The sequence below is a fragment of the Kitasatospora sp. NBC_00458 genome (assembly GCF_036013975.1).
Lineage (GTDB): Bacteria > Actinomycetota > Actinomycetes > Streptomycetales > Streptomycetaceae > Kitasatospora.
In genome coordinates this window covers 3,595,582-3,614,743 of the sequence record NZ_CP107904.1, presented here as the reverse complement: position 1 = coordinate 3,614,743, position 19,162 = coordinate 3,595,582, and the positions used below count along the sequence as shown (strand labels likewise).

Here is a 19,162-nt window from a genome sequence, read left to right as displayed (position 1 = left end):
CGAACCGTCTCGTCTCATCATCTCGACGAAGGACGACCGACATGACCCGCTCCGCGCACATCGCCATGGTCTCGATCCCGGCCCACGGCCACGTCAACCCGAACCTCGCCGTCGTCGCCGAGCTCGTCGCCCGGGGCCACCGGGTCAGCTACGTCAACGACGCCTCCTTCGCCGCCGCCGTCGAGGCGACCGGCGCGACGCTCGTGCCCTACCCGACGGCGCTGCCGCTCACCGACGACTCCCAGGTGTGGCTGCAGGACCCGGTGGGGATCCAGAACCTCTTCCTCGACGACGCCGTCGCGATGACCCCGGTGGTCCGCAGGCTCTTCGAGGAGGACCGGCCCGACCTCGTGCTGTACGACATCGCCGGGTTCACCGGGCGGGCGGTGGCCGAGGGCCACGGCGTCCCCGCCCTCCAGCTCTCGCCGACCTACGTCGCCTGGCAGGGCTTCGAGGAGGACATGGCCGACGTGTTCGAGGCGATCCGCACCGGCCCCGGCGGGCCCGAGTACCTGCGGCGGTTCGCCGACTGGCTGGCCGAGAACGACACCCTCGTCCGGGACCCGGAGGAGTTCAAGGCCGTCCCGGCGCGCGCCCTCGCCCTGATCCCGCGGGCCCTGCAGCCCAACGCCGACCGGGTCGACCCCGCCCGGTACACCTTCGTCGGCCAGTGCTTCGGCGACCGCTCGGACCAGGGCAGCTGGCCGCGGCCGGCCGGTGCCGGGAAGGTGCTGCTGGTCTCGCTCGGCTCCGCCTTCACCCACCAGCCAGCCTTCTACCGGGCGTGCGTCGAGGCCTTCGGCGGCCTGCCCGGCTGGCACGTCGTGCTCCAGGTCGGCAGGCACACCGACCTGGCCGAGCTGGGCGAGGTGCCGGCCAACGTCGAGGTGCACCGGTGGGTGCCGCAGTTCGACGTGCTCTCGAAGGCCGACGCCTTCGTCACGCACGCCGGGATGGGCGGCAGCAGTGAGGGCCTCTACCACGGGGTGCCGATGATCGCGGTGCCGCAGGCCGTCGACCAGTTCGGCAACGCGGACAAGCTGGTGGAGCTGGGCGTCGCCCGTCGGCTCGACACCGAGCAGGCCACCGCGGAGGCGCTGCGCGCCGCCCTGCTGGAGCTGACCGGCGACCCCGGGGTCGCCGCCCGCCTCGACGTGCTGCGCGCCGAGGCCCGGGCCGAGGGCGGCACCGCCCGCGCGGCGGACCTGATCGAGGCCGAGCTGCGGTGACACCCGGGCGGGGGTCGGGCGGGCCGGGGCGGAGGGCGCCGGCCCGCCCGGCGCGCTCAGGCGATCCGGTCCGGGCGGGTGTACACGTTGGCGCCCTCGCCGCGCAGGAAGCCGACCAGGGTCAGGCCCAGCTCCTCCGCCAGGTCCACCGCCAGCGAGGACGGCGCCGACACGGCGGCCAGCAGCGGGGCGCCGGCCAGCGCCGCCTTCTGGGTCAGCTCGAACGAGGCCCGGCCGCTGACCAGCAGCACGTGCCCGGTCAGCGGCAGCAGCCCCGCGCGCAGCGCCCAGCCGACCACCTTGTCCACCGCGTTGTGCCGGCCGACGTCCTCGCGGGCGCAGAGCAGCTCGCCGGTCGCACCGTCGAACAGGCCCGCCGCGTGCAGGCCGCCGGTGGACTCGAAGGTCCGCTGGGCGGCCCGCAGCCGGTCCGGCAGCCCGTACAGGAACGCGGGCGGGACGGTCAGCGGGTCGTCGGCGACGGGGTGGCGGACATGGGTGCGGACGGCGTCCACGGTGTCCCGGCCGCAGAGGCCGCACGCGCTGGTGGTGAGCAGGTTGCGGTGGGCGGAGAGCGGCAGGGCCCCGGTGCCGCGCAGCGTCGCGTCCACCACGTTGTAGGTGTTGGCGCCCGCCTCGTCGGTGCCGGCGCAGTAGCGCAGCGCCGCGAGGTCCTCGGAGGCGTGCACCAGCCCCTCGCCGACCAGGAATCCGGCCACCAGGTCGAAGTCCTGCCCCGGGGTGCGCATGGTGACGGTGAGGGGTTCGCCGCCGAGCCGGATCTCCAGCGGCTCCTCGGCCGCCAGCGCGTCCGGCCGGGTGGTCCGCCCGTCCCCCCGCAGCCGGACCACCCGCCGCCGCGTCGTCGCCCGTGTCATCGTGCCGCCGCCTTCCCCGTGCCCGCCGGTCTCTCCGTCGGTGTCCGCCGCGGTGCCCCGCGCCGCGGTGCCGTACGCCGTACGGGCGTCCGCCACCCCCACAGCGTGCGGCACCGGGCGGGGTATCCGAAAATCCAGGTGACCGACCGATCCGGTGCCGGAGTTTCAGGAGGGCCCGGGTGGTTGTCATATCTTCATTCACCTGATGAGATGGTGTATATGGATATGCACAGTGCTGCGGCCCCCCACGCCCCGCTCGTCCAGGTCGGCAAGGCCGACGTCAGCGCCGAGGACGTGCTGGCAGTCGCCCGGGGGAACGCCCGGGTCGAGATCGGCCCCGACGCGCTCGCCGAGATGGCGGCCGCGCGCGCCCGGATCGACGCCCTGGCGGCCGAACCCCGCCCCGTCTACGGCGTCTCGACCGGCTTCGGCGCCCTCGCCGTCCGGCACATCAGCCCCGAACTCCGCGCCCAGCTGCAGCGCTCGCTGGTGCGCTCGCACGCCGCCGGCATGGGCCCGGCGGTCGAGCGCGAGGTCGTTCGCGCGCTGGTGTTCCTGCGGATGAAGACGCTCGCCAGCGGCCGCACCGGGGTCCGCCCGCTGGTCGCCCAGACCATGGCCGCGATCCTCAACGCCGGTATCACCCCCGTGGTCCGCGAGTTCGGCTCGCTCGGCTGTTCCGGTGACCTCGCGCCGCTCTCGCACTGTGCGCTCGTCCTGATGGGCGAAGGAGTGGCGACCGGTCCCGACGGCGTCGAGAAGCCCTCCGCCGAACTCCTCGCCGCCGCCGGCATCGAGCCGGTCGAGCTGCTGGAGAAGGAGGGCCTCGCCCTCATCAACGGCACCGACGGCATGCTCGGCATGCTGGTCATGGCCATCGCCGACCTCCAGCGGCTGTTCACCACCGCCGACATCACCGCCGCGATGACCCTGGAGGCGCTGCTCGGCACCGACAAGGTGCTCGCCCCCGAGCTGCACGCCCCGATCCGCCCGCACCCCGGCCAGGCGCTCTCCGCCGCCAACATGCTGGCCGTGCTCAAGGGCTCCGGTCTCACCGGCCACCACCAGGACGACGCCCCGCGCGTCCAGGACGCCTACTCGATCCGCTGCGCCCCGCAGGTCGCCGGCGCCGGCCGCGACACCCTCGCCCACGCCGCGCTGGTCGCCTCCCGGGAGCTGGCCGCCTCGGTCGACAACCCGGTGGTGCTGCCCGACGGCCGGGTGGAGTCCAACGGCAACTTCCACGGCGCCCCGGTCGCGTACGTGCTGGACTTCCTCGCCATCGCGGCCGCCGACCTCGGCTCGATCTCGGAGCGCCGCACCGACCGGCTGCTCGACAAGGCCCGCTCGCACGGCCTGCCGGCCTTCCTCGCCGACGACCCGGGCGTGGACTCCGGCCTGATGATCGCCCAGTACACCCAGGCGGCACTGGTCAGCGAGAACAAGCGGCTCGCCGTGCCCGCCTCGGTCGACTCGATCCCCTCCTCGGCGATGCAGGAGGACCACGTCTCGATGGGCTGGTCCGCCGCGCGCAAGCTGCGCCAGGCCGTCGACAACCTCGGCCGGATCCTCGCCGTCGAACTCACCGCCTCCGCCCGCGCCCTGGAGATCAGGCAGCAGGACGGCGCCGGCGGCACGGTGGCCCCCGCCACCGCCGCGGCGATGGCCGCCGCCCGCGAGGCCGGGGTCGGCGGCGCCGGCCGCGACCGCTTCCTCTCGCCGGACCTGGAGGCCGCCGCCGCGCTGGTCGCCTCCGGCGAGCTCGTGCAGGCGGTCGAGCGGGTCACCGGGCCGCTGGCCTGATGCCCGGCCGCGCGGAGCGCACCGGGGCCCGCCCCGGACCGGTCCGGCCGCCGCGTGCGGCCGGACCCCCGGCGGGCCCGCCCCGCGGCGGGATCAGTCCCACTCGCTCCGCGCGGTCCCCGCACGCCGCTGCTCCGCCCGGTCCAGCCGCCGCTCGGACAGCGCGGCGGAGACGTTGACACCGACGATTCCGGCCCAGCAGACCACCAGCCCCCACACCCCGCTGGTGCCGCCCGCGATGCCGGACAGCGGGATGCCGAGCGCCATCGAGACGATCGGCACCACCCGGGCGCCCGAACCGCGCGAGTGGGGCGGCCGGCGTCCGGGCCCGTGCGGCCGGGGCCCCTCCGCCGGGTCGTACCCGCCGGCTGGGCCGAGGCGCTCCGCGACCCGGCGCTCCACCCTGGCGTCGAGCCGGGCGTCGATGCGGGAGAGGAAGGAGTCGACGAGTTCCGACTCGTACTCCTTGCCGAGCTCCTTGCGGGCCTGCAGCGAGGCATCGAGATCGCGCCGCATGTCGTCCTGGCGAGTGTCCATGGCAACCAGACTGCGCCCGCGAGGGCGTGCCGGTCCATCGGTTCGCACGGTAATCCGGGAGGACTAGGGGGGAAATCAGGGTCACCCGGGCGACCGGCCCGGTCACCGGGCCCGGCCGGACACCCGGCGGGGCGCCTGGCAGGACACCTGGACGGACACCCGGTGGGAGGCCCGGCGGGAGGCCCGTCACCCGGCCGGACGGGCGCCCGACCGGGCACCCGACCGCCGGTCCGGCCGGCCGCCGGGCCGCTCCCGGGAGGTCTCGCCCGGTGTCCCGGCGTACGAGACGTCTTTGCCAGCGGCAGCCCGCTGCTGCACAGTCATCCGAACAGCTCGCATCCGGAGGTACCGCAATGACCGCCACCGACGACACCGGCACGGTCGGCCCCTCCGCCCGGCTGCTCCAGCTCTTCGAGGGCCACCGGCTCACCCCCACCCAGCGCCGGATCGCGCACTCCCTCGTCCGGCACGCCAACGAGGCCCCGTTCCTCTCCAGCGTCGAGGTCGCCGAACTCGCCGGCGTCAGCCAGCCCTCCGTCACCCGCTTCGCGGTCGCCCTCGGCTACGACGGCTACCCGGCGCTCCGCAAGCAGCTGCGCGAACTCGGCGCCGGCGAACCCGCCGCACCCGAGACCCCCGCCGACGCCGTCCGCAACGAGCACCAGCAGGCCGTCCTCGCCGAGATCGAGCACCTGCGCCTCCTCGCCGACCTGCTCGCCGACCCCGAACCCATCACCCGCGCCGCCCGGCTGCTCGCCGCCTCCCGCCCGCTGCCCGTCCTCGGCCTGCGCGCCGCCTCCGCGCAGGCGCGCGGCTTCGCGTACTTCGCGGCCAAGGTGCACCCCGACATCCGGCTCCTCGACGAGGGCGGCAGCATGCTCGCCGACCGCCTCGAACAGGCCGCCGCGGCCGGCGCCACCGCGCTGCTCTGCTTCGCCCTGCCGCGCTACCCGCGCGAGCTGATGGAGGCCCTGACGGTCGCCCGGGACTGCGGGCTGACCGTCCTCACCGTGGCCGACAGCGTCTTCGCCCCCGTCGCCAAGCTCTCCGACCTGATGCTCCCCGCCGCCGTCGGCACCGGCCTGGTCTTCGACACCGCCTGCGCGCCGATGATGCTCGGCCGGGTGCTGCTGCAGACGATGTGCGACGAACTCCCGGGTGCGGAGGCCCGTTTGGAGGCCATCGAGCAGTCGGCGGCGGCGCGCGGGCTCTTCCTGGAGTAGCCGCGGCTGGAGTAGTCGCCACAAACCGGGGCATCCCTCTGTACAGGGGGTGCCGCCATGCGCGTGATCCACGAGATGAAGTTCGTCGCCCGGCTCGCCTCGGGCGCCGACGAGTGGTCCTGCCCGACCTGCGGACGCCGTGTCACCCTGCGCCGTCTGCCCGAACCCGAACTGACCGTCCTCGATCCCGGCGACGACACCGCGGTGCACGTCGGCGTCATCGAGCCCGACGCCCGTGCCGCCGCCGCGGCCGAACGCTACGGCCTCGGCCCCGTCCAGGAGATCCCCCGCCCGCCCCGACCGGCCACCCCGGACGCCGCCGACCGCCGCTGGCTGGCCGAGATCGGCATCGACTGGGACGGCGACGCGGCGGCCTGACGGCCGCTCAGCGCCGGGGCGCGTAGACCGGGAGTTCGGCGGTGCTCAGCTCGCCCGGGAGCGGTGCGGCGAGCGGTACGGGCTCGCCGAACTCGCCGTTCAGGATGCCTTGGTAGGCGCCGTCGCGTGGGTGCGTGTAGAGAGTCCAGACGCCCTTGCGCGGATCGACCGCGAGCAGGACGGCAACGCCGGCACTGGCGTACCAGTCGGTCTTGGTGGCGACGGAGCCGGCGCCTTCGGAATTGGAGATGACCTCCATGGCGAACGCGACGTCGCGCGGGTCTGCCAGCCAGTCGTCGTCGCGATCCCAGTCGACGGGGAGGACCACCAGGTCCGGGGTCACGTAGTCCTCGTCGTTGTCCGGCATAGAGATGGACGAGACCTCGTACGCCCCGAGGCTCCTGGGCAACTGCGGAATGAGCTGGTCACGGAGTAGGCGTACGGTCCCCGCGTGCTTGCCGCGGGGGGTGGGGGACATCACCAGGGTTCCTCCGATGATCTGGACGCGGAGGCCGGTGCTCCGCTCGATCTCCTCCGCCGCATCCCGGAGTCTGCCGGGCCGCACGGTGATGGCCGTCATCGTGTCCTCCGCTCCCTGGCGCTGGGCCGAGTGGCTGGTGCTCGCCGGGTTCAGGGTAGCGCTCGGCGGTCGACCGCGCGGGCGCTGATCGGATGTGCGCAGGTCTGGTCGGCGACTGAATGTTTGGATATATTCAGTTGAGTCGAGACTGAATGAATTCATCCGTAGGGAGGCTGGGACATGGTGCAGCAGGCGAGCGGGCCCCGTGAGGTTCGGGCGGCGCGGGGGACCAAGCTGACGACGCAGGGGTGGCAGCAGGAGGCGGCCCTGCGGATGCTCATGAACAACCTCGACCCCGAGGTGGCCGAGCACCCCTCGAAGCTGGTCGTCTACGGCGGCACCGGCAAGGCCGCGCGCGACTGGCGCTCCTTCGACGCCATGGTGCGGACGCTGGAGGGGCTGAAGCAGGACGAGACCATGCTGGTCCAGTCCGGCCGCCCGGTCGGCGTCATGCAGACCCACGAGTGGGCGCCGCGCGTGCTGATCGCCAACTCCAACCTGGTCGGCGACTGGGCCAACTGGGAGGAGTTCCGCCGGCTGGAGTCCCTCGGGCTCACCATGTACGGGCAGATGACCGCCGGCTCGTGGATCTACATCGGCACCCAGGGCATCCTCCAGGGCACCTACGAGACCTTCGCCGCCGTCGCCAACAAGCGCTTCGAGGGCACCCTGGCGGGGACGATCACCCTCACCGCCGGCCTCGGCGGCATGGGCGGCGCCCAGCCGCTGGCCGTCACCATGAACGGCGGCGTGGCGATCTGTATCGACTGCGACCCGTCCCGGATCTCCCGCCGGATCGAGCACCGCTACCTCGACGTCGAGGCCAAGAACCTCTCGCACGCGCTGGAGCTGGCCACCGCCGCCCGCGACAAGAGGCAGCCGCTCTCCATCGGCCTGCTGGGCAACGCCGCCGAGCTGTTCCCGCAGCTGCTCGCGATGGACGCGCCGATCGACATCGTCACCGACCAGACCAGCGCCCACGACCCGCTGAGCTACCTGCCCGTCGGGGTCTCCTTCGACGACATGGCGACCTACGCCGCCGAGAAGCCCGCCGAGTTCACCCAGCGCTCCCGCGAGTCGATGGCCCGCCACGTCGAGGCGATGGTCGGCTTCCAGGACCGCGGCGCCGAGGTGTTCGACTACGGCAACTCGATCCGCGGCGAGGCCCAGCTGGCCGGCTACGACCGCGCCTTCGCCTTCCCCGGCTTCGTCCCCGCGTACATCCGGCCGCTGTTCTGCGAGGGCAAGGGCCCGTTCCGCTGGGCCGCCCTGTCCGGCGACCCGCAGGACATCGCCAAGACCGACAAGGCCGTGCTCGACCTCTTCCCGGAGAACGAGTCGCTGCACCGCTGGATCAAGATGGCCCAGGAGAAGGTGCACTTCCAGGGCCTGCCCGCGCGGATCTGCTGGCTCGGCTACGGCGAGCGCGACAAGGCCGGCGAGCGGTTCAACGACATGGTCGCCTCCGGCGAGCTGTCCGCCCCGATCGTGATCGGCCGCGACCACCTGGACTGCGGCTCGGTCGCCTCCCCGTACCGGGAGACCGAGGCGATGCTGGACGGCTCCGACGCGATCGCCGACTGGCCGCTGCTCAACGCCATGGTCAACGTCGCCTCCGGCGCCTCCTGGGTCTCCATCCACCACGGCGGCGGCGTCGGCATCGGCCGCTCGATCCACGCCGGCCAGGTCACCGTCGCCGACGGCACCCCGCTCGCCGGGGAGAAGATCCGCCGGGTGCTCACCAACGACCCGGGCATGGGCGTCATCCGGCACGTGGACGCCGGCTACGACCGGGCCGACGAGGTCGCCGCCGAGCGCGGGGTCCGCATCCCGATGGGCGAGCTGTGACCGACCAGGGCTCCGACAGCTTCGAACGGATGTGGGCGGAGCTGCTCCCCGTGGGCCGCTCCGCCTCCTCCGGCGGCTACCGCCGGTTCGCCTGGAACTCCGCCGACGCCGAGTGCCGCGCCTGGTTCGAGCAGCAGGCCCGCGACCGCGGCCTGACCTACGAACTGGACCGCAACGGCAACCAGTGGGCCTGGCTCGGCGACCCGTCCGGCGAGGGCGCGGTCGTCACCGGCTCGCACCTGGACTCCGTCCCCGACGGCGGCGCCTTCGACGGCCCGCTCGGCGTGGTCTCCTCCTTCGCCGCGCTCGACGAGCTGCGCTCGCGCGGCGCCGGGTTCACCCGCCCGCTGGCGATCGTCAACTTCGGCGACGAGGAGGGCGCCCGGTTCGGCGTGGCCTGCATCGGCTCCCGGCTCACCGCCGGCGTGCTGGGCCGGGACGCCGCGTACGAGCTGCGCGACGCCGACGGCGTCCGGCTGCCCGACGCGATGGAACGGGCCGGCTACGACCCGACCGCGATCGGCGCGGACTCCGACCGGCTGGCCCGGATCGGCGCCTTCGTCGAACTCCACGTCGAGCAGGGCCGCTACCTCGCCGAGGACCGGCCGGTCGGCGTGGCCTCGGCGATCTGGCCGCACGGCCGCTGGCGGTTCGACTTCCACGGCGAGGCCAACCACGCCGGGACCACCCGGATCGAGGACCGCCGCGACCCGATGCTCACCTACGCCAACACCGTGCTCGCGGCACGGAAGAAGGCGAAGCTCGCGGGCGCGCTGGCCACCTTCGGCAAGGTCGCCGTCGAGCCCAACGGCACCAACGCGATCGCCTCCCTGGTCCGCGGCTGGCTGGACTCCCGGGCCGCCGACGAGGCCACGCTGACCGCGCTGGTCGAGGAGATCGGGCAGGCCGCTACCGAACGCGGCGGGCGCGACGGCGTCCGGGTCGAGCTGACCCGCGAGTCCTACACCCCGGTGGTGGACTTCGACGGCCCGCTGCGCGACCGCCTGGCGCAGGTCCTCGGCAAGCGCGGCCCGGGCGGCGTCCCCGTGCTGCCCACCGGGGCGGGACACGACGCCGGGATCCTGGCATCGGCGATCCCGACCGCCATGCTGTTCGTGCGGAACCCGAGCGGGGTCTCCCACTCCCCGGCCGAACACGCCGAGACGGCCGACTGCCTGGCCGGCGTGTCCGCCCTCGCCGACGTACTGGAGGACCTGGCGTGTCAGTAGGACGTGCCGGAGGCGCGCAAACGACGACTTTCTGGGCGCGGTACGCCTGGCTGCCGCACGCCAACGGGCCGGTGGTCGAGCAGGACGTGCTGATCGCCACCGGCGCCGGCGGCAAGATCGCCAGGGTCCAGCCGGACAGCGGGCCCTGCCCGCCCGGCGCCGTCCGGCTCGACGGGCTGCTCCTCCCCGGCCAGGCCAACGCCCACTCGCACGCCTTCCACCGGGCGCTGCGCGGCCACGTCCAGGTCGGCTCGGGCACCTTCTGGACCTGGCGCGACACCATGTACCGGTTCGCCGGCGCGCTCGACCCGGACAGCTACCTGGAGCTCGCCACCGCCGTCTACGCGGAGATGGCGCTCGCCGGGATCACCGCCGTCGGCGAGTTCCACTACCTGCACCACGCGCCCGGCGGCGCCCGCTACGACGACCCCAACGCGATGGGCGAGGCGCTGATCGAGGCCGCCGCCCGGGCCGGCATCCGGATCACCCTGCTCGACACCTGCTACCTGTCGTCCGGGTTCGGCGCCGAGCCGACCAAGCCCCAGCTCCGGTTCGGCGACGGCGACGCCGACGCCTGGGCCGAGCGGGCCGACCGGCTGAAGGCCCGCGACCACGCCCGGATCGGCGCCGCGATCCACTCGGTGCGGGCCGTCCCCGCGGAGCAGCTCGGCACCGTCGCCCACTGGGCGTCGACGCGGGAGGCCCCGCTGCACGTCCACCTCTCCGAGCAGACCGCCGAGAACGACGCCTGCCTGGCCGCGCACGGCGTCACCCCGACCAGGCTGCTCGCCGACCACGGCGTGCTCGGCCCGCGCACCTCGGCCGTGCACGCCACGCACCTCACCGAGGAGGACGTCGAGCTGCTCACCGGCTCCTCCACCACGATCTGCATGTGCCCCACCACCGAGCGGGACCTCGCGGACGGCATCGGCCCGGCCCGGCAGCTCGCCTCCGGCGGCTGCCCGGTCACCCTCGGCAGCGACAGCCACGCCGTCATCGACCCGTTCGAGGAGGCCCGCGCGCTGGAGCTGAACGAGCGGCTGCGGACCCGCACCCGGGGCCACTGGACGGCGAACTCGCTGCTCCGGGCGGGGACGGAGGACGGGCACGCCTCGCTGGGCTGGCCGGAGGCCGGCCGGATCGAGGCGGGTGCGCTGGCGGACTTCACCGTGGTCGCGCTGGACTCGGTGCGGACGGCCGGGCCGGCGTTCCGGCTCGGCGCCGAGACCGCCGTCTTCGCCGCCTCGGCGGCCGACGTGCGGCACGTGGTGGTCGGCGGGCGGCACGTGGTCAGGGACGGCGTCCACCAGCTGGTGGCGGACGTGCCGGCCGCGCTGCAGGCCTCGATCACCGCGCTGAGCCACTGAGTTGCTGAGCCACTGAGCGGCTGAGCCACTGAGTCGCTGAGGTGCCGAGCCGCACCGAGCCGCCGGTTCCCGCCGGCCGTCCCCTCCCCGTCGAACCCGGGGGCGGGCGGGCCCGTCCCGTCCGCCCCCGGGCCCGTTCCCGAAAGGCATGACGTGAGCACCCCGAGCATCCCGAGCACGCTGATCACCGGCATCGGAAGCCTGGTCACCAACGACCCCGCGCACGGGACCGGGCCGCTCGGCCTGCTCACCGACGCGGCCGTGGTGATCGACGGCTCCGCCGTCGCCTGGGTCGGCCCGGCCGCCGAGGCACCCGCCGCCGACGAGCGGTTCGACGCGGCGGGGCGCGCCCTGCTGCCCGGCTACGTCGACTCGCACGCCCACCTGGTCTTCGCCGGCGACCGCACCGCCGAGTTCAACGCGCGGATGTCCGGCCAGTCCTACAGCGCCGGGGGGATCCGCACCACGGTCGCCGCCACCCGGGCCGCCGCCGACGCCGAGCTCGACGCCAACCTGGCCCGGCTGGTGCGGGAGTCCCTCCGCCAGGGCACCACGACGATCGAGTGCAAGTCCGGGTACGGGCTGACCGTCGCCGACGAGGCGCGGGCGCTGCGGATCGCCTCCTCGTACACGCCGGAGACCACCTACCTGGGGGCGCACGTGGTCGCCCCCGAGTACGCGGACGACCCGGCCGGGTACGTCGACCTGGTCACCGGTCCGATGCTGGACGCGTGCGTGCCGTACGCCCGCTGGGTGGACGTGTTCTGCGAGAAGGGCGCCTTCGACGGCGACCAGGCGCGGGCGATCCTGACCGCCGGCATCGAGCGGGGGCTCACCCCGCGGGTGCACGCCAACCAGCTGACCCACGGCCCGGGCGTCCAGCTGGCCGTCGAGCTGGGGGCGGCCTCGGCCGACCACTGCACCCACCTGACGGACGAGGACGTGGCCGCCCTGGCCGGTTCGGCGACGGTCGCCACGCTGCTGCCGGGCGCCGAGTTCTCCACCCGGGCGGTCTACCCGGACGCGCGCCGGCTGCTGGACGCGGGGGCGGTGGTGGCGCTCTCCACCGACTGCAACCCCGGTTCCAGCTTCACCAGTTCGATGGCGTTCTGCATCGCGGTGGCGGTGCGGGAGATGGGCATGACGCCGGACGAGGCGGTCTGGGCGGCGACGGCGGGCGGCGCGCACGCGCTGCGGCGCTCGGACGTGGGCGCGGTGACGGTGGGCTCCCGGGCCGACCTGCAGCTGCTGGAGGCGCCCTCGCACGTGCACCTGGCGTACCGGCCGGGGGTGCCGCTGACGGCGGCGGTCTGGCGGGCGGGCGTCCGCGAGGTCTGACGGGCCCGCTTCCCGGTTCCGGGCCCGCTCGGGCCGGAGCAGTCGGGCGGCTGGGCGGCGGGGCCGGTGCGGGGAGCACCGGCCCCGCCGTCGTGCTCAGGCCGGCCCCAGCGACCTCCGCAGGAAGTCGAGCTGGTGGTGGAGCAGGTTCTCGAACACCGTCTCGTCGCTCGGCGAGTGCGCGGTGCCGCCCAGCGGGAGGACCTCGTGCGGGCGTCCGGCGGCCAGCAGCGCGGCGGACAGGCGCAGGGTGTGGGCGGGGAGCACGTTGTCGTCGACGAGTCCGTGGATCAGCAGCAGGGGCCGGCGCAGCCCGGCGGCGTCGGGGATCAGGGAGCAGGCGTCGTACCGCTCGGGGTGTCGGTCCGGGTGGCCGAGGAATCGTTCCTTCCAGTGGGTGTCGTAGAGCCGGTGGTCGGTCGGGGCGGCTCCGGCGACGGCGGCGTGGAAGACGTCGGGGCGGCGCAGTACGGCGAGTGCGGCCAGGAAGCCGCCGAAGGACCAGCCGCGGATGCCGACCCGGTCCAGGTCGAGCAGGCCGGGCCGGGTGCGGGCGGCCTCGTGCAGCGCCTCGACCTGGTCGTCGAGGACGGGGGTGGCGACGTCCGCGAAGACGCTCTTCTCCCAGTGCGGGCCGCGCCGGGGGGTGCCGCGGCCGTCGGCGACCAGCACGGCGAAGCCCTGGTCGGCGAACCACTGCGAGACCAGGTCGGGCCAGCCGCCGCCGGCCGAGACCTTGGTGGCGGCCGGTCCGCCGTAGGGGTCGAGCAGGACGGGCAGCGGGCCGTCGGCGGGGCGGTGGCCGGTGGGCAGGAAGAGCGCGGCGCGCAGTTCGCGCGGGCCGAGCCGGAGCGGTTCGGGCCGGGCGGTGAGGACCGGGGTCTGTGCGTGGGAGGCGATCGGGAGTGCGGGGTGCCCGGCGCGGTGGACGGTGGTGAGCGGGCCGGTGGTGCCGGGCGTGCGGGCGGTGTGGACCAGCGTGCCGGCCCGCTGCACACCGGTGTGCGTGCCGGGCGGGCGGCTCAGCCGGACGGCGCCCTGGCCGGGTGCCCACCTCCAGAGGTGGCTCTCCGTCGGTTCCTCGGAGGCGGTGAAGAGCACCTCTCCGCCCTCGGCGGCGAGGACGGCGTGCAGCTGGAGGCCGGGCGGGGTGACGGGTTCGCCGTCGACGGTGAGGTGCCGGGTGTCGCCGAGGTCGGCGGAGTCGACGAGGGCGCCGTCGGCGGTCCGGACCGGCAGGCCGGGGACGAGTTCGACCCAGTGGTCGTCGTGGCGTTCGGCGAGGACGCGGGTGGCGCCGTCCGAGGGGTCGATCGCGAGGGTGCGGACGGTCCGCTGGTCGCGGCTCTGCACGGCGGCGTACGGGCCGTGGCCGTCCCAGCCGGCGGCGGTGAGGTACTCGAACGCGGTGCGGTCCCAGCGGACCTCGGTGCGGGAGCCGTCGAGGCCGAGCAGCCGGAGCGAGACGTCCGCGTTGTCGGTGCCCGCGAGCGGGTAGCGGATCGTGCGCGGCGGCCGGGCGGGGTCGGACGGGTCGGCGAGGTGGAGGCGGCGCAGCGCCCGTTCGTCGACCCGGGCGACCAGCAGCCGGGTGCCGTCGGGGGACCACCAGTGGGCGCGGGTGCGGTGCATGGACTCGGCGGCGACGTGTTCGGTGACGCCGTACGCGGTCTCGGGGTGCTCGGGTTCGGCGAGCGCGCGGTCGTCGCCGCCGTCGGTCCCGGTGACGCGCAGGGCGCCGGCGCAGACGTAGGCGATCCGGCGGCCGGTGGGGTCGGGGCGCGGGTCGTAGGCCCCGGCGGCGGCGGGGACGGGCCGGACCTCGCGGGTCGTGGCGTCGGCGAGCCAGAGGGTGCCGTGGAGGGCGAAGGCGGCGAGCAGGCCGGTGGCGTCGGTGGCGTAGGCGGTGATGCCGGTGGTCAGGACGCGGGCGCGTTCGCGGCGGGTCCGTTCGGCTTCGGGCAGGTCGTCGTCGCCAGCGGGGCCGCCGCCGTCGGCGGTGAGCGCGGCCGGGTCGGCGAGCAGGTGTTCGGCACCGGTCGCGGTGTCGAGGGTCCAGAGGCAGGAGGCCGGGTCGTCGCCGGAGCGGGTGCGCAGGAAGAGGACGGTGCGGCCGTCGGCGGAGACGGTCGACGGGCCGGGGGTGCCGAGCGAGAAGCGCCGGGTGCGGGCGAGCTGGCGGGGGAGGGAGGGCGGAGGGGTGAGTGGTGCGGGCGGCTGTTCGTGCGCGGAGTCGTTGGCCATGGTTGGCACACTGGCATGCCGGGCCGGGTCCGGTCAGCCGAACGGGCAGGTGCGTGTGCCCGGGGCCGGGACGGGCGGCCGGGCCGGGAAAGGCGACCGGGGCCGGCGCGGAGCTCAGGACTCCGCGCCGGCCCCGGGGCAGGCGTTCAGGCGGTGCGGCCGGGCGTCGTCAGTGGACGTCGCCCATCAGCCGGACGACCTTCCTGCGGTACATCGCGAGGGCCACGCCGGCGACGATCGCCATGGCGCCCTGGAAGGCGAAGTACCCGGTGGATCCGACCACCCCGTCGCCGAGGACGAGCTGGAAGACGGCCGCGACGCAGTCGCCCGCGGTGACGGCGAGGAACCAGACGCCCATCATCTGGCTGGCGTACTTGGCCGGCGCCAGCTTGGTGGTGACGGACAGGCCCACCGGGGAGAGGGTGAGCTCGCCGACGGTCTGGATCAGGTAGACCATGGCCAGCCAGAGCGGGGTGACCTTGGCGCCGCCCGAGGCGGCGGCCATCGCCAGCATCATGACCATGAACGAGGCGCCGACCATCACGAGGCCGAAGGCGAACTTCATGGTGGTGCTGGGGTTCTTGGCCTTGCGGGAGAGCAGGACCCAGAGCCAGGCGAAGACCGGGGCCAGCGCCATGATGTAGAGCGGGTTGAGCGACTGGAACCAGCTGGACGGGAAGTCGAAGCCGAACAGGGTCGACGCCGTGCTGTCCTGGGCGAAGATGTTCAGCGTCGAGCCGGACTGGTCGTAGATCATCCAGAAGACGGCGGCGGCGACGAAGAACCAGATGTAGCCGCTCATCCGGGACTGCTCGGCCTCGTCGAGGTCCTTGTCCCGCTTCACCTTGGCGAAGACGAAGACCGGCAGCGCGATGCCCGCGATCGACAGCGGCCAGATCGCCCAGTTGATGGTGAAGTGGCCGGTCAGGCCGACGACCGCGTAGAAGGCGACGGCCACCGCCAGCCAGAGGCCGGCCTTCTTGAGGATGGCGCTCTTCTCGGCGGCCGGGATCGGCGAGGTCACGACGTCGCTCTTGGCGCTCAGGTGGCGGGTGCCGAGCAGGAACTGGACCAGGCCCAGGGCCATGCCGACGCCGGCGAGGGCGAAGCCGAGGTGCCAGTCGACCTTCTGGCCGATGGTGCCGATGACCAGCGGGGCGGCGAAGGCACCGAGGTTGATGCCCATGTAGAAGATGGTGAAGCCGCCGTCACGACGCGGGTCGTTGGGACCGTCGTAGAGGTGGCCGACCATCGTCGAGATGTTGGCCTTGAGCAGGCCCGAGCCGATCGCGATGAAGCCGAGGCCGGCGAAGAACGACACGCCGGCCGGGACGGCCAGCAGGAAGTGGCCGATCATGATGATCGAGCCGCCGAGGGCGACGGTCTTCCGGGCGCCGAGGAAGCGGTCGGCGATCCAGCCGCCCGGGAGAGCCAGCAGGTAGACCATGGCCGTGTACACGCTGTAGACGGCGCTCGCGACGGCGAGCTTCATGCCGAGGCCGCCGTCGGTGACGGAGGCGGTCATGTAGAGCACCAGCAGGGCACGCATGCCGTAGTAGCTGAAGCGCTCCCACATCTCGCTCATGAAGAGCGTGGCGAGGCCCCGGGGGTGCCCGAGGAAGGTCTTGCCGCTGGGAGAGGCCGACTGAACGCCGGACTCCAGGGTCGTAGACGCCATGTGTAGTGGTTCCTTGCCTGACAGCGTCCGCCAAGGGGGGTGGCGGCGGACGTGGACGGAACCACTCTACGTGGCGATATTTGGCGTCATCAGCTGACAAAACACGGCAATTAGGTATGCCGATGGTAAAGCTGCCGACAGATTCGCTTGATCGATCCATGGTAAGCCCGCCTGAATTCCTTCGGTTGCAAGATCCAAAAGCAGAATCTTCGCCGAACGGGCGGCCCGGGCGTGTCCGTTGAGCGCCGATCGCCCTCCGTATAACGATCACGCACTGTGAACTACCTCACGGCCGCAACGGCTGTAGCCCGGCGGACTACCATCACCCCATGACCTGTGTGCTGCTTGCCGAGGACGATCCGGCGATCTCCGAACCGCTCGCCCGGGCCCTGCGTCGCGAGGGCTACGAGGTGCTCGTCCGGGAGGACGGCCCGTCCGCGCTGGCCGCCGGCCTCGGGGAGGAGGTCGACCTCGTCGTCCTCGACCTCGGCCTGCCCGAGATGGACGGACTGGAGGTCTGCCGCCGGCTGCGCGCCGACGGTCGCAGCTGCCCCGTCCTGGTGCTCACCGCCCGCGCCGACGAGGTCGACACGGTGGTCGGCCTGGACGCCGGCGCCGACGACTACGTCACCAAGCCCTTCCGCCTCGCCGAACTGCTCGCCCGGGTCCGCGCCCTGCTCCGGCGCGGCAACGTCGACCAGCTGACCACCGGCGCGCACGGCGTCAAGATCGACATCGAGTCGCACCGCGCCTGGCTCGGCGAGGAGGAGCTCACCCTCTCCGCCAAGGAGTTCGAGCTGCTGCGCGTCCTGGTCCGGGACGCCGGCCGGGTGGTCACCCGCGAGGAGATCATGCGGCAGGTCTGGGACACCACCTGGTGGACCTCCACCAAGACCCTCGACATGCACATCTCCTGGCTGCGCAAGAAGCTCGGCGACGACGCCGCCAACCCCCGCTACATCGCCACCGTGCGCGGGGTCGGCTTCCGCTTCGAGAAGAACTAGCCCGGGCAGCACCCGCCCGGGCGGACCCGGTCCGACCGCGTCGGGCGCCGCCGCGGCGGGCACACCGGGTCGGGCACACCGGGTCGGGCACACCGGGTCTGGCACACCGGGTCGGGCACCACCACTTCGCACCACCACGGGGAGCGGCAGCGTGAAGCGCCGGATGATCAACTCGCTGCTCGGCGTCGTCCTCGTGGTCGTCGTCGTGTTCTGTGTCCCGCTCGCCCTGGTGGAGAAGCGCACCATCGTCAGCTCCGCCCAGGACCGGGTGGACGCCGCCGCCGTCCGGGTGCTCTCCCTGGTCGAGAACCGGCTGGCGGCCAACGAGCCGGTCACCGGCGACAAGTTCGCCAACCAGGTCTCCGAGGGCCAGTACGTCGAGGTGGCCATCCCCGGCCAGGCGATCGTCTCCAGCGGACGCCGGCCCGAGGGCGAGCACCCGCTGAAGGCGGTGGAGCGGGGCGTCAGCGGCGAGACCGTCACCGTCGAGCAGTCCCGGGCCGCCGTCGACCACGAGATCGCCAACATGCTGCTGCTGCTCGGCGTGGTCGCCCTGCTCGCCGTGCAGGCCGCCGTCGCCCTCGCGGTCTGGCAGGCCAAGCGGCTCGCCCGCCCGCTCACCGACCTCGCCGAGACCGCCGAGCGGCTCGGCTCCGGCGACCCGCGACCGCGCGACCGCCGCTACGGCGTGCCCGAGCTCGACCGGGTCGCGGAGGTGCTCGACGTCAGCGCCGAGCGGATCGCCCGGATGCTCACCGCCGAACGCCGGCTCGCCGCCGACGCCTCGCACCAGCTGCGCACCCCGCTCACCGCGCTCTCCATGCGGCTGGAGGAGATCACCGCGCTCGCCGAGGACCCGGAGACCGTCAAGGAGGAGGCCACCATCGCCCTCCAGCAGGTCGAGCGGCTCACCGACGTCGTCCAGCGGCTGCTCACCACCCAGCGCGACCCGCGCAGCCCCACCGCCGTCGCCTTCGACCTCGACGACGTCGTCAAGCAGCAGGTGGAGGAGTGGGGGGCGTCGCTGCGCGGCACCGGCCGGGTGCTCCAGGTCGAGGGCCTGCGCGGGGTCACCGCCGTCGGCACCCCCGGCACGGTGGCCCAGGTGCTGGCCACCCTGATCGAGAACTCGCTGATGCACGGCGCCGGGACGATCACCCTGCGGGTCCGGCCCTCCGGGACCTCGGTGGTGGTCGAGGTGCAGGACGAGGGCCCCGGGGTGCCGGCGGAGCTGGGCAACCGGGTCTTCGAACGCGCGGTCAGCGGCCGGAACTCGACCGGGATCGGGCTGGCCGTCGCCCGTGACCTCGCGGAGGCGGACGGCGGCCGGCTGGAACTGCTCTCGCTGCGGCCGGCGGTGTTCGCGCTCTTCCTCGGACGCAGCCGGCGCGACGTGTAGCCGGTCGCGCCGGGCACGGCGCCCGGGGGGCCCGCCGGCGGGCGGCCCGCCGGTACGCGGGTCCGCGGGGCCGACCGGGGGGTACGCGGGACGGCGGGGTCAGAACCGGGCGTCCCGGACCACGTCGAGGTCGGTGAACGCGGGCGGTCCGTCGCAGAGCGCCACCATCTCGCGGAAGATCCGGTCGGTCTCCGGCAGGCGGGAGTTGCGCATCGCGTCCTCGTAGGACGCGAACTCGACGATCTCCACCACGTGCCGGGGGTCCGACCGGTCGGTGGCCAGCATCGCGTGGTCGACCGTCCGACGGCCTTCGGTCTGCTCGGCCCAGCGGTCCAGCAGACCGTTGAGCTCGTCCACCCTGTCGGTCCTGCAGTCGATGATCTGGACGAACGCCATGACGCTCCTCCTCGTCCCCCCTCGGCCATGA

The 19,162-nt window shown here is 74.0% G+C and carries 15 protein-coding genes and 1 pseudogene; 10 read left to right on the top strand and 6 right to left on the bottom strand.

Features of this window, described 5'->3' with window-relative positions; genetic code table 11:
- Window positions 1-41 precede the first annotated feature (41 nt).
- Complete coding sequence (locus tag OG550_RS14445) at window positions 42-1,229, top strand: macrolide family glycosyltransferase (RefSeq protein WP_327677575.1); 1,188 nt, start codon at window positions 42-44, stop codon at window positions 1,227-1,229.
- 56 nt (window positions 1,230-1,285) lie between these two features.
- On the opposite strand, the gene fdhD is transcribed toward OG550_RS14445, so the two are convergent.
- The gene (gene fdhD / locus OG550_RS14440) at window positions 1,286-2,107 is read right to left on the bottom strand and encodes a formate dehydrogenase accessory sulfurtransferase FdhD (protein ID WP_327677573.1); all 822 of its coding nucleotides are present in this window, start codon (window positions 2,105-2,107) and stop codon (window positions 1,286-1,288) included.
- A 225-nt stretch (window positions 2,108-2,332) separates the two neighbouring features.
- On the opposite strand from fdhD, the gene hutH reads away from it, so the two are divergent.
- The gene (gene hutH / locus OG550_RS14435) at window positions 2,333-3,910 is read left to right on the top strand and encodes a histidine ammonia-lyase (protein WP_327683888.1); all 1,578 of its coding nucleotides are present in this window, start codon (window positions 2,333-2,335) and stop codon (window positions 3,908-3,910) included.
- A 93-nt stretch (window positions 3,911-4,003) separates the two neighbouring features.
- Here the strand turns inward: hutH and OG550_RS14430 are convergent, their stop codons facing one another.
- Window positions 4,004-4,447, bottom strand: coding sequence for a hypothetical protein (locus OG550_RS14430; protein WP_327677571.1), 444 nt, complete (start codon window positions 4,445-4,447; stop codon window positions 4,004-4,006).
- Between the two features lie 353 nt (window positions 4,448-4,800).
- On the opposite strand from OG550_RS14430, the gene OG550_RS14425 reads away from it, so the two are divergent.
- Both OG550_RS14425 and OG550_RS14420 read left to right on the top strand, forming a co-directional pair.
- Window positions 4,801-5,670 carry a MurR/RpiR family transcriptional regulator gene (locus tag OG550_RS14425; RefSeq protein ID WP_327677570.1) on the top strand — a complete coding sequence of 290 codons (870 nt, stop codon included), beginning with the start codon at window positions 4,801-4,803 and terminating at the stop codon, window positions 5,668-5,670.
- A gap of 57 nt (window positions 5,671-5,727) precedes the next feature.
- Entirely contained in the window at window positions 5,728-6,048 is a 321-nt protein-coding gene (locus tag OG550_RS14420; RefSeq protein WP_327677568.1) for a hypothetical protein, read from the top strand.
- A 7-nt stretch (window positions 6,049-6,055) separates the two neighbouring features.
- On the opposite strand, the gene OG550_RS14415 is transcribed toward OG550_RS14420, so the two are convergent.
- A complete protein-coding gene (locus OG550_RS14415) occupies window positions 6,056-6,628 on the bottom strand; it encodes a Uma2 family endonuclease (RefSeq protein ID WP_327677566.1) in 573 nt (190 codons plus the stop codon).
- A 180-nt stretch (window positions 6,629-6,808) separates the two neighbouring features.
- Here OG550_RS14415 and hutU point away from each other — a divergent pair, with 180 nt between their 5' ends.
- The 4 genes from hutU (at window position 6,809) to hutI (ending at window position 12,410) form a co-directional block, all read left to right on the top strand.
- Entirely contained in the window at window positions 6,809-8,476 is a 1,668-nt protein-coding gene (gene hutU / locus OG550_RS14410) for a urocanate hydratase (protein ID WP_327677565.1), read from the top strand.
- Between the two features lie 29 nt (window positions 8,477-8,505).
- Window positions 8,506-9,705 (top strand): allantoate amidohydrolase, encoded by a 1,200-nt coding sequence (locus tag OG550_RS14405; RefSeq protein ID WP_327683886.1) that lies wholly within the window; start codon window positions 8,506-8,508, stop codon window positions 9,703-9,705.
- Window positions 9,696-11,072 carry a formimidoylglutamate deiminase gene (locus OG550_RS14400; RefSeq protein WP_327677563.1) on the top strand — a complete coding sequence of 459 codons (1,377 nt, stop codon included), beginning with the start codon at window positions 9,696-9,698 and terminating at the stop codon, window positions 11,070-11,072. The genes OG550_RS14405 and OG550_RS14400 overlap by 10 nt, the downstream gene beginning before the upstream one ends.
- A 153-nt stretch (window positions 11,073-11,225) precedes the next feature.
- A complete protein-coding gene (gene hutI / locus OG550_RS14395) occupies window positions 11,226-12,410 on the top strand; it encodes an imidazolonepropionase (RefSeq protein WP_442905996.1) in 1,185 nt (394 codons plus the stop codon).
- A 96-nt stretch (window positions 12,411-12,506) separates the two neighbouring features.
- On the opposite strand, the gene OG550_RS14390 is transcribed toward hutI, so the two are convergent.
- Window positions 12,507-14,654, bottom strand: a complete 2,148-nt coding sequence (locus OG550_RS14390) for a S9 family peptidase (RefSeq protein WP_327677561.1) — start codon at window positions 14,652-14,654, stop codon at window positions 12,507-12,509.
- Between the two features lie 169 nt (window positions 14,655-14,823).
- Window positions 14,824-16,332 carry a peptide MFS transporter gene (locus tag OG550_RS14385; protein ID WP_327677559.1) on the bottom strand — a complete coding sequence of 503 codons (1,509 nt, stop codon included), beginning with the start codon at window positions 16,330-16,332 and terminating at the stop codon, window positions 14,824-14,826.
- Between the two features lie 329 nt (window positions 16,333-16,661).
- Here OG550_RS14385 and OG550_RS14380 point away from each other — a divergent pair, with 329 nt between their 5' ends.
- Complete coding sequence (locus OG550_RS14380) at window positions 16,662-17,336, top strand: response regulator transcription factor (RefSeq protein ID WP_030300686.1); 675 nt, start codon at window positions 16,662-16,664, stop codon at window positions 17,334-17,336.
- Window positions 17,337-17,487: 151 nt separating this feature from the next.
- A complete protein-coding gene (locus tag OG550_RS14375; RefSeq protein WP_327677557.1) occupies window positions 17,488-18,735 on the top strand; it encodes an ATP-binding protein in 1,248 nt (415 codons plus the stop codon).
- 111 nt (window positions 18,736-18,846) lie between these two features.
- Here OG550_RS14375 and OG550_RS14370 read toward each other — a convergent pair.
- A pseudogene (locus OG550_RS14370) lies at window positions 18,847-19,131 on the bottom strand (ester cyclase); the annotation flags it as partial.
- Between the last annotated feature and the right edge of the window lie 31 nt (window positions 19,132-19,162).